At 32.9% G+C, this 11,070-nt stretch carries 11 protein-coding genes; all 11 read left to right on the top strand.

From position 1 onward, the window contains the following. Nucleotides 1-199 precede the first annotated feature (199 nt). The 11 genes from C3E88_RS03865 to C3E88_RS03815 all read left to right on the top strand — a co-directional run bounded on the left by C3E88_RS03865 (nt 200) and on the right by C3E88_RS03815 (nt 10,718). A complete protein-coding gene (locus C3E88_RS03865; RefSeq protein ID WP_236908844.1) occupies nt 200-844 on the top strand; it encodes an L-fuculose-phosphate aldolase in 645 nt (214 codons plus the stop codon). A 3-nt stretch (nt 845-847) separates the two neighbouring features. After that, the gene (locus C3E88_RS03860) at nt 848-1,579 is read left to right on the top strand and encodes a GntR family transcriptional regulator (protein ID WP_236908843.1); all 732 of its coding nucleotides are present in this window, start codon (nt 848-850) and stop codon (nt 1,577-1,579) included. 74 nt (nt 1,580-1,653) lie between these two features. Then, complete coding sequence (mtnA, locus tag C3E88_RS03855; RefSeq protein ID WP_236908845.1) at nt 1,654-2,682, top strand: S-methyl-5-thioribose-1-phosphate isomerase; 1,029 nt, start codon at nt 1,654-1,656, stop codon at nt 2,680-2,682. 14 nt (nt 2,683-2,696) lie between these two features. Continuing rightward, a complete protein-coding gene (locus C3E88_RS03850; protein WP_236908842.1) occupies nt 2,697-3,188 on the top strand; it encodes a cupin domain-containing protein in 492 nt (163 codons plus the stop codon). A 47-nt stretch (nt 3,189-3,235) separates the two neighbouring features. Beyond that, nucleotides 3,236-4,312 (top strand): BMP family ABC transporter substrate-binding protein, encoded by a 1,077-nt coding sequence (locus tag C3E88_RS03845; protein WP_236908841.1) that lies wholly within the window; start codon nt 3,236-3,238, stop codon nt 4,310-4,312. 84 nt (nt 4,313-4,396) lie between these two features. After that, the gene (locus tag C3E88_RS03840; protein ID WP_236908840.1) at nt 4,397-5,932 is read left to right on the top strand and encodes an ABC transporter ATP-binding protein; all 1,536 of its coding nucleotides are present in this window, start codon (nt 4,397-4,399) and stop codon (nt 5,930-5,932) included. Next, entirely contained in the window at nt 5,904-6,971 is a 1,068-nt protein-coding gene (locus C3E88_RS03835) for an ABC transporter permease (protein ID WP_236908839.1), read from the top strand. The genes C3E88_RS03840 and C3E88_RS03835 overlap by 29 nt, the downstream gene beginning before the upstream one ends. Nucleotides 6,972-6,973: 2 nt before the next feature. Beyond that, nucleotides 6,974-7,891: an ABC transporter permease gene (locus C3E88_RS03830; protein WP_236908838.1), complete on the top strand. Its 918-nt coding sequence runs from the start codon at nt 6,974-6,976 to the stop codon at nt 7,889-7,891. A 97-nt stretch (nt 7,892-7,988) separates the two neighbouring features. Further along, complete coding sequence (locus tag C3E88_RS03825; protein ID WP_236908837.1) at nt 7,989-9,065, top strand: Gfo/Idh/MocA family protein; 1,077 nt, start codon at nt 7,989-7,991, stop codon at nt 9,063-9,065. Continuing rightward, nucleotides 9,065-9,829, top strand: coding sequence for an SDR family NAD(P)-dependent oxidoreductase (locus C3E88_RS03820; protein WP_236908836.1), 765 nt, complete (start codon nt 9,065-9,067; stop codon nt 9,827-9,829). The genes C3E88_RS03825 and C3E88_RS03820 overlap by 1 nt, the downstream gene beginning before the upstream one ends. Nucleotides 9,830-9,902: 73 nt before the next feature. Next, entirely contained in the window at nt 9,903-10,718 is an 816-nt protein-coding gene (locus C3E88_RS03815) for a purine-nucleoside phosphorylase (RefSeq protein ID WP_236908835.1), read from the top strand. Nucleotides 10,719-11,070 lie beyond the last annotated feature (352 nt).

Genomic DNA, 11,070 nt, shown 5'->3' with positions numbered 1-11,070 from the left:
TTTTGAGAAGCTAGCCTTAAGGGTTGGCTTTTTCTATTTTATATAGCTATCTTGGGACTATTTTCCTGGGAAGTTTTTAGGGAGAATCTAGATTATAATGATAAATTTAAAACCCTATTGACAGAATGTTCTTTAATTGATATTATACTTATAGGATGTCAGATATCAGACAAGTGAAATTTAAACAGGTGGTGATACTATGATTTTAAAAGAAGAGAGAGAATTGATAGTAGAATACGGGAAAAAATTAATTACTAGTGGTCTTACTAAGGGAACTGGTGGGAATTTGAGTATTTATAATAGAGAAAAAAAGCTAATGGCAATTAGCCCTTCAGGCATAGATTATTTTAAGACAAAACCACAAGATGTAGTAGTACTAAATCTTAAAGGAGAAAAAGTTGATGGAGACAAGGCTCCTTCCAGCGAATATGAAATGCACAAAATATTTTATGAAAATAGAACAGATATAAATGCCATAGTTCATACTCACACTATATATGCAACAACTATTGCATGCCTAAATTGGGATTTGCCAGCTGTTCATTATATGATAGCTTTAGCAGGTCCAAATGTTAGATGTGCAGAATATGCCACTTATGGCACTAAAGAATTAGCAGAAAATGCTTTTAAAGCAATGGAAAATAGAAATGCAGTATTACTTGCAAATCATGGTTTACTGGCAGGGGCAAAGGATTTGGCTAATGCTTTTAATGTAACAGAAGAAATTGAATACTGTGCAGAACTATATTATAGGACTAAATCCATAGGAGAACCAGTAATCCTTTCAAATGAAGAAATGAGTTTAATGGAAGAAAAATTCAAAACTTATGGACAGGTAGAATAAACAATGAAAATAAAAGAAAAATCTATCCCCTTAAGCCAAATAGCCAAGGAAAGAATATTAAAATATATTGAAAGTGAAAAATTAGGTGCAGATGATTTATTACCTTCTGAAAATGCCTTAATGGAAATGCTTGGTGTAAGCAGATACACTATTAGAGAAGCCTTGGCTCTATTGGAACAGGATAGAATAATATACAAAATCCAAGGCAAAGGGACCTTTGTAAACAAAAAACCAATGTATATAGAAAGTGGATTAGAAAAATTAGACAGTATAACGGAAATTATAGAAAGTTTTGGATATAAGCCAGGGACAAAATGGATTAGTATCGAAGAAATAGAACCTAATAAAGATATGATAGAAAAGCTAAACCTTAAGGATGGGGAAAAGGTTATCACCTTTAAAAGACTTAGAACAGCAGATGAAAAAGAAGCATCCTATTTAGTAGATACTATGCCTAAAAAATATTTGGGGAATAAGGTTCCTAAAGAAATCGAAACTGAATCTCTATTTAAGTATTTAGAGATTAATTTTAATATAAGTATAGAATATGCTATAACAGAGATAATACCTACATTTCCAATGGAAGAAATGTTAGATTATATGAATGTAAAAAATGACTCTTTATTTCTATTGTTACACCAAATTCATTATGATAAGGAAAATAGACCAATGCTCTACTCCTTTGACTATTTTAATCCAGAGGTATTTAAGTTTAAGATAAATAGAACTATTTAATATAGAAAGTAGGTAAAAAACACAAATCTGTTATAGATATAAATAAATAAAATGGGAGGAATAACATGAAAGAGATAAAAACCATCGAATTTAAGGATGAAATACTATATTTAATAGACCAAAGAAAACTTCCAACGGAATATGAAATATTCCAATGTAAGAATTATAAAGAAGTGAATTTTGCTATAGAAGATATGGTAGTAAGAGGAGCACCAGCAATTGGAGCTACCGCAGCCTATGGAGTAGTACTAGCAGCAAAGGAATTTATTAATGAAGAAAGAGAAGTATTCTTCGAAAAAATGGATGAAGCATTGGAAGTTCTAAATAATTCTAGGCCTACAGCAGTAAATTTAATGTGGGCTATAAATAGAATGAGAAATCTAATAGAAGAAAGTAAAGAGCTAGCATTAGAAGAAATATATGAAAAAATCTTAGATGAAGCAAACAAAATTTATGAGGAGGATATTGAAACCAATAAAACTATGGCCAAATATGGCAATGAAATTATAAATGAAGGGGATACAATATTAACCCATTGTAATACGGGGGCACTAGCTACAGTAGCCTATGGGACAGCCCTAGGGGTAGTAAGAGAAGCCCACTATACTGGGAAAAATATATTTGTATATGCAGACGAAACTAGACCAAGATTACAAGGGGGAAAACTTACTGCCTGGGAATTAGTACAAGAACAAATACCTTCAAAATTAATAGCAGATAATGTGGCAGCCACCTTAATTAGAGATGGAAAAATAGATGTAATTTTAGTAGGAGCCGATAGAATAGCCTCTAATGGAGATACGGCAAATAAAATAGGTACCTTTATGCTATCAGTAATAGCTAAAGCCTATAATGTACCATTCTATATAGTAGCCCCTACCACTACCATAGACTTTGAAATTGAAACTGGAGATGAAATAATAATAGAAGAAAGAAGCTCCGAAGAAGTAACCCAAATAAATGGAGTAAGAATAGCTCCAGAAGGCATAGATGTCTATAACCCAGCCTTTGATGTAACGCCTAATGAAAATATTTCTGGAATTATAACAGAAAAAGGCATAGTAAGAGCACCATATAAGGAAAATATAATGAAATTGAAATAAAAAGGGGGATTTACATGAAAGAAGTTGAGAAGATTATTAAAGCTTTAGATTTACAACCGTTAGAAAGAGAAGGTGGACTTTTTAAGTCTACATATCGTTCTAAAGATAAAGTAGATGGCAAAGATATGGGATCAGCAATCTTTTTTATGTTAACCGGAGAGGCATATTCACATCTACACAGATTGCCGACTGATGAAGTATATCATTTTTATTTAGGAGATCCAGTAGAACTTCTAGAATTGTTGCCTGATGGTAGTTCCCGTAGAGTAGTCTTAGGAGGGGATATACTAAATGGGCAAAAAGTGCAATATGTAGTAAAGGCTGGTAGTTGGCATGGTTCGCGATTAATAGAGGGTGGAAGATATGCTTTAATGGGCACAACAATGAGCCCAGGATTTGAACCAAGTGATTATGAACATGCAGAAAATCCTGATAAATTAATAGAACAATATCCCGAACAAGAGGAAATGATAAAAAAATTAACTGGTGAAACAAAACATTATTAGGGATCCAATTATTTTAAAAATAAAATTTATTAATGGGGGTTAAAAAAATGAAGCGGAAAATATCTTTAATTATGAGCTTTGTACTAGTATTAGGATTAATTTTAACTGGTTGTGGTAGCAAGGATTCAAACACGGGCACTAATGATACTGATGTTAAAAAAATTGCTTTTGTAACAGGTACTGGAGGTCTAGGGGACAAATCCTTTAATGACCTTGGATATGAAGGAATTTTAAAACTAAAAGATGAAGGTATACATTGTGATGTTGCTGAACCAAAATCAATTTCAGAAATGGAAGGTATTATTAGAAACTTCGCTGATACAGAAGAGTACGCATTAATCGCCGTTATGGGTGGAGATTCTGTAGATTCGGTAAAAGCAGTAAGTGCTGATTATCCTGAACAACCAATGCTTATTATTGATGGATTCGCTGGAGAAGATGCTATTAAATCTGTTATTTTAAGTCAAACTGATACTGCATTCTTAGTAGGTGCCTATGCAGGGCTTATGGTAAAGGAAGGGAATCTACCAAATGCTCAAGGGGAAAACACTATAGGTATTGTTGGTGGAATGGACATTCCTATTATTAGAAGCTTAGTTGCTGGGTATACAGCTGGTGCTAGATATGTAAATCCTGATGTTAAGGTGTTAACTACTTATGTAGGGGCATGGAATGATCCAGGAAAGGGTTCCGAATTAGCACAGAGTTTATATAGCCAGGGTGCAGATATTATATTTCAAGCCGCAGGTGGATCAGGTTTAGGGGCTTTAGAAGCTTCAGAAAAAGTTGGTCTTTATGCAATTGGATATGATGGAAATCAAAATGAATTATATCCAGATAATATTTTAGCATCAGGTATTAGAGGTATATCTGATATGGTATATACTACCTCAAAAGAAGCTTTAGACGGTATTTACGAAGGCGGAGACTTTACAATTGCTATGAAAGACAATCCCTTAACTTCACAGCTTACAATGGAAGGTTCTAATATAGAAACTCCAGACGAAATACTTGAAAAATTAGAAGAAATTAAGCAATTCTTAATCGAAGCTAAAGTTGAAATTCCAGCTGAACCATCGGATGTAGATGCATATATTGAACAAGTAGGTACATTCGAAGAATAATTAAATTAATTAAAACTAATTAATAAGATAAAGGAATAGGGAAGGAATTTCCTTCCCTATTTTATAAAAGAGAGGTGTACTTTTTTGGAAAAAATTGTTGAAATGAAAGGGATTCGAAAAGTGTTTGGAAATAATATTGCCTTAGACTCAGTAGATTTTAGTTGTTGCAAGGGAGAAGTCCTCTGTTTATTAGGTGAAAATGGTGCTGGAAAAACAACCCTTATGAAAATTTTATATGGCATGTATAAAAAAGACGATGGAGAGATTCTCTATAAAGGTGATATTTTGGATATAACTAGTCCTAGAACAGCAATTTCTGCTGGAATACAAATGGTTCATCAACATTTTATGCTAGTCGATACTATGACTGTGGTCGACAATATTATGATCGGTAAAGAACCAGGCAAACACATATACTATGATAGAAAAGAAGCTAAGAAGATTGTAGAAGAACTTTCAGCCGAATTTGGATTAAAAGTACCGACAGATAAACTTGTCAAGGATATTTCTATAGGTGAAAGACAAAGAGTAGAAATAATAAAAGCACTTTATCAAGGAGCTGAACTATTAATTCTTGATGAACCTACAGCAGTATTGACTCCCCAAGAAGTTGAAGATCTATTTAAGGTTATTGATAATTTACGGAAAAGTGGAAAGACAATTATCATAATAACTCATAAACTAAAAGAGGCTATGGCAATTTCAGATAGAATTTATGTTTTAAGACAGGGTAAAATGGTTGGAGAAAGATCAGTTGAAGAGACTAATATAGACGAATTGAGTCAGTTAATGGTAGGCCATAAAATCTACAAAGGGGAAAAGAAAAGTTTCCAGTCGGATGAAAAACTATTAAAACTTGAAAATGTAAAATTCAATGATTCACAAAAAGTAGAAGTATTAAAAGGAATTAACTTCTATATTAGAAAGAAAGAAATTTTAGGTATTGCAGGTGTAGAAGGAAATGGACAAACTGAGATAATAAATATTCTATTCGGCTTAGAAAACAATTGGACTGGAGATATAAGCATAGATGGCAAATCTATTAAAGGAAAAAAAACAGATGAGCTAATTAAAGATGGGGTTTCTTGTATTCATGCAGATAGGCAGGGTTATAGTATAGCATTAAATTTAACTGTACCCTATAATTTTTTAATGGGATATCAAGATAGTGAAAAGTTTACACATAAGAAACATTTTGTTGATTGGGAAAGAGTAGAACAAGCTTCATCAGAGGCCCTGGAAACCTACGATGTAAGGCCCAGGGATATAAGTAGAAAGCTTTATGAATTTTCTGGTGGAAATCAGCAAAAATTTGTAGTTGGTAGAGAAGTGATGAGGAATCCCAAATTATTAATAGCTGCCCATCCAACTAGAGGTGTAGACATCATGGCATCTTCTTTTATTCATAAAGAATTAAACCGAATGAAAGAAAATGGTGCAGGAATATTATTGATATCATCAGATTTAGATGAATTAATAGAACTAAGTGATCGTATTGCAGTTATATATAATGGACAAATTGTAGAAGTAAAACCAGTAGAACAATTTTCATTAATGGAATTAGGTAGATTAATGGGAGGAGGCAAGTCTGATGAAGGAGAGAAAGTCATTAACGGGTAATATAAAAAGAATAAATTTAGCACCCTTATACTCTCTATTACTAGCGTTTATTATTGGAAGTATAATTATTAGAGCTAGCGGAAATTCGCCAATAGAAATATATGGAATACTTATTAATGGAGCATTTGGTTCACGGAAAGGATTTTTACAAACCTTATTGCAAGCTACCCCCCTTTTATACTGTGGACTTGCTGTTTCATTTGGTTTAAAGGGCGGCATCTTAAATCTTGGAGTAGAGGGCCAACTTTATATGGGCGCACTATTCAGTTCTATAGCAGCAATATACATTAAGGGTTTACCTGCCCCAGTACATATTATTATTTGTGTAGTAGCAGGAATGATTGGTGGGATGATTTGGGCATTCTTACCTATATGGTTAAAAATAAAGAGAGGAGCACATGAGGCCGTAACAGCCCTTATGATGAATTATATTGCAGTATTGCTACTAGACTATCTTCTTAATTATCCAATAAGAGAACCTAACAGCTCAGTCGCACAAACAGTTGTAATCCAGCCTACAGCACAATTACCTCACCTTTTTGCAAAAAGCAAGGTAACTATAGCTATTTTTTTAGGAATTTTATTAGCTATTGCATTGAATTTCCTATTAAAGAAAACTGTATTAGGATATAAAATCACTGTGGTAGGTTCAAATAGGAAAGCAGCATCTGCTAGTGGTATTCATGTAAACAAGGTATTGATTACAACTATGTTGATTTCAGGTTTATGTGCTGGTTTAGCGGGAACAATGGAAGTACTGGGATCCTATTATAGACTAATTCAAGGTTTTTCTCCAGGTTATGGTTTTGAAGGGATTGCAGTAGCAGTATTGGGAACCTCCCCCATTAGTGTTATTTTCAGCTCTATATTATTTGGTGCCCTAAAAGCCGGAGGGATTATGCTAAACTTTGGTACAAATCTTTCAGTTAAATTCATAACTGTATTGCAAGGTATTATTATATTATTGATTTCAGCCCCCCTGCTAATTCCAAATATAAAAGAATCTATTAATAAAAAATTAAGCCAAAGGAGGAGTTAGAAATGGAAGATATTGTCTCTATTTTAAGTACAACGCTGAGATTAACTACACCTATAGCATTTGCAACCCTAGGGGCAGTAGTAATGGAATTGGCAGGTATTAATGCTTTAGCTACAGAGGGGATAATGTTATCTGGCGCTTTTGGTGCAGTAATAGGTAGCTGGATATCTGGAAGCCCCTGGATTGGTGTAGTATTTGCTATATTATTCTCTGTAATAGTTGGCCTTATAAGAAGTTATCTTTGTATAGAACATCAGGCCAATCATACTGTAAGTGGTGTTGGTTTGAATATCTTAGCTAGTGGTTTCACTGCTATGATGCTAAAGATAATATGGAATATGGATGGTAAGAGTGATGTAGTTACAAATTTAAAAGACTGGTCAATACCATTGATTAAAGATATTCCTGTAATAGGAGATATTTTAGGAAAACAAAATCCACTTGTATATATACTTTTTCCTACTCTATTAATTGTTTGGTATTTAATAAGTAGAACTAGCTTTGGGCTTCGTTTAATGACAGCAGGTGAACATCCAGAAGTATTATCAAGTTTAGGTATAAGTGTTTCTAAATATCGTTATTTAGCCACTATATTAGGAGCTACTCTTATTGGACTAGGTGGAGCTTATTTAGCAATAGGCCAATTATCCTTTTTCGCCCAAGACATGACTAGTGGAAGGGGATATATGGCATTGGCAGCCTGTGTTTTTGGAAGATGGAGTCCAATAGGTGCCTTCGGTGGTGCCTTATTGTTTGGTTTTGCTGATGCTATGCAAATGCGTTTACAAACTGTTGTAACATATACACAGTTCATTCAAATGATGCCTTATATATTAACTATTCTGGTATTAAGTAGCTTTGTAAAAAAAGATATACAGCCCCCTGCTGCTTCGGGAAAACCATATAAAGCACAGCAATAGTTATAAGAAATACTGAAGAATATTAAAAACAAATTTAATAGAATTTAAAATTTATTTAAAGAAAGTGGCTTAAAAAGACTTAAAGGAGGAAATTAATATGAAGGTTGCAATTATAGGAATTGGTTTTATTGCAGAAGTCCATGTAAAAGAATTATTAAGTTTGGGACATGAGGTTGTAATAGCAATAGGAACTGACACTGAAAGAACAGAGAAATTTGCAAAACGGTGGGGAATTAAGAAATCTAGTATAGACTATAAGGATGCATTATCATCTGATATAGACGTAGTACACATATGTACACCACCTACTTTACATTATGAAATGGTCAAAGATGCATTGAAGGCGGACAAACATGTAGTATGTGAAAAGCCTTTATGTCTTGACCCTAATGAAGCAAAGGAATTAATGGAAATTGCAAATGAAAAAGGCCTTGTAAATGGAGTGAATTTTAATGTTAGATTCCATGATGCATGTGCTAATATTAAGGATACTATAAGATCTTCTGAGTTTGGAAATGTAAATTTGGTTCATGGTAGTTATCTTCAAGAATTCCATGCTTTACCTGCAGATTATTCTTGGCGTTATAAGGAAAAATTAGCAGGACCAATGAGAGCTACATCAGAGATTGGATCTCATTGGATAGATTTAGTTCGATATTTAACAGGTTTAGAAATTGCTGAGGTAAGTGCAAGTTATGGAAAATTTAATCCCACTAGATATTTAAGGAACAACATCATGTATGAAAAAGAGCAAGAGGGTTCACAAAAAATTTCTGTATATAGTGATGATTGTGCTATGGTTTTTTTAAAATTTTCTAATGGAGCTATTGGGAACATGGTTCTCTCTGAAATCTCCCATGGAAGAAATAATAGACTGTCCATAGAAATTAGTGGTTCAAAGGAGAGTATTTGGTGGAATAGCGAAAATCCTTTTACTATAAATAGGGCAGGAAAGTTTACAGGCATTAATACGCAAATCAATGCCTTTGCTGAAGGATTTCCAGGCACATTTAAAAACTTTTTTAATGAAGTTTATAAAGATATAAATTTAGGAAAAGCAGGCAGTTCGCCAATATATCCGACATTTAGAGATGGATATATCAATGCTGTTGTATGTAATGCTATTTACGAAAGTGCAAATAATAATTCTAAATGGGTGGAGGTCGAAATTTAATGCAATTAAAGGATAAAGTTGTTCTAGTAACTGGTGCAGCTAATGGCACAGGTAAGGCTATTGCTAAAAGTTTTTTAGAGGAAGGAGCTATTGTTATAGCTGCAGATATTCAAGAATTAAAATGGGATGCTGGAAAATATGAAGATAAAATTTTCAGATATGTTTTTGATATTTCAGATGAAGAGGCAGTTAACAGAGCGATAGATGAAATTAATAAAAAAAGTGATGGTATTTCTATATTAGTAAATAATGCTGGAATTAGTTTAGAATCCAAATTACAGGATCTTGAACTAGAAATGTGGGAGAAGGTATTTGCAATTAATACCCGTGGAACTTTTTTATGTACAAAAGCTGTTGTGAAAAATATGCTTTCAAAAAATATTGGAGGTAGTATAATTAATATATCTTCAATTGCTGGGAGAAATGCTTTCCCAGGTTCTAGTGCCTATAGTGCTTCTAAAGCAGCAGTAATTGGTTTTACCCGTGCACTTGCAGCAGAACTTGGACCCCATGATATTAGAGTTAATGCCATATGTCCCGGCTCTGTTGATACAGATATGTTAAAAGGTATTATTGAAAATATTTCTGAAAATACAGGAGTGAGTTTAGAAGAAACTCGTAAGATGATGGAAGATAGTATCCCACTAAAAAGGTTTCAAACTCCTGAAGATATTGCAGCAATGGCAGTGTTTTTAGCTTCAGATTGTGGAAAAAATATTAATGGAGAATCTATTAATTTAGATGGTGGAGTTGTTCGATGTTAATTCAAGAACTATATGGGAAACTTAAAATAAGTTTTATATTTGATACTATATTTCTTTAATATGGAGGTATTATATGTTATTAGAAAAAGTTAATGAATCCATAAAATATATTAAGAGCAAGACAGGCCTAGAACCAACAATAGGAGTTATACTTGGTACAGGATTAGGTGAATTTGTTGATATGATAGAAAATCAAGTAATTATACCTTATGAAGAGATACCAAATTTTCCTGCTTCAACAGCACCTGGTCATGAGGGACGTTTAATTATTGGTGAATGTATGAATAAAGCAGTATTATGTATGCAAGGAAGATTTCATTATTATGAAGGATATTCAATGGAGGAAGTAACCTACCCAATTAGAGTTATGCAAAAACTAGGATTAGAAAATCTAATAATTACTAATGCCGCTGGTGGTTTGAATTCGAAATTAAGACCTGGAGATTTAATGATTATCGATGATCATATAAATTTTATGGGTAATAATCCTTTAATAGGACAAAATCAAGATGCCTTCGGGCCAAGATTTGTGGATATGAGTAAATCATATGATCCTGAGTTAATAAAAATTGCTTACAAAGCTGCAGAAAATGTTGGTATTTCATTAAGGCAAGGTGTTTATGTTGGTTATACTGGGCCAAGTTTTGAAACGGCAGCAGAAATTAAATTATTTAATTCTTTCGGAGGTAGTGCAGTAGGTATGTCTACCGTACCAGAGGTAATAGTTGCAAATCATGGAGGATTAAAAGTGTTAGCAATTTCTTGTATAACTAATTTAGGAACAGGTATTTTAGATAATCCTTTATCGGTAGAAGAGGTATTTGAAACAGCAACAAATGCAGGAGTAAAGTTTAGAAAGCTGTTAGAAAACATAATAGATTTAATTTAATTTTATAAGGTACTGAAATGATATAATTGGGCTTAAACTCTAAGCCCAATGTTTATTAATACAAAAAGATAAGCTAATTAAAGTCGATAGATTTTATCAAAAAAGTTAAAAATTATTTATCAATATTTAAGATAAAAAATGCACACTTACATAAACCAACGAGAATTGGTTTTCAAAAATGAATTTAGATATTAAAAAGTGATCATTGAAAACTAAATATTAAATACAAATCATTAGGCTACTAAAGATCTAGTACAAGGAATAGTTACTATAGATGATTGCATAAAGGCAGCAAAAGATAAAACTTCTTTGAAGGATATACTAAAACAAGATTACTATACAACTACAGAGG

Origin of the sequence: Clostridium sp. Cult3 (assembly GCF_021655115.1) — a bacterium.
GTDB lineage: Bacteria > Bacillota > Clostridia > Tissierellales > Tepidimicrobiaceae > PPXY01.
This window is presented reverse-complemented; position numbering and strand designations above follow the sequence as displayed.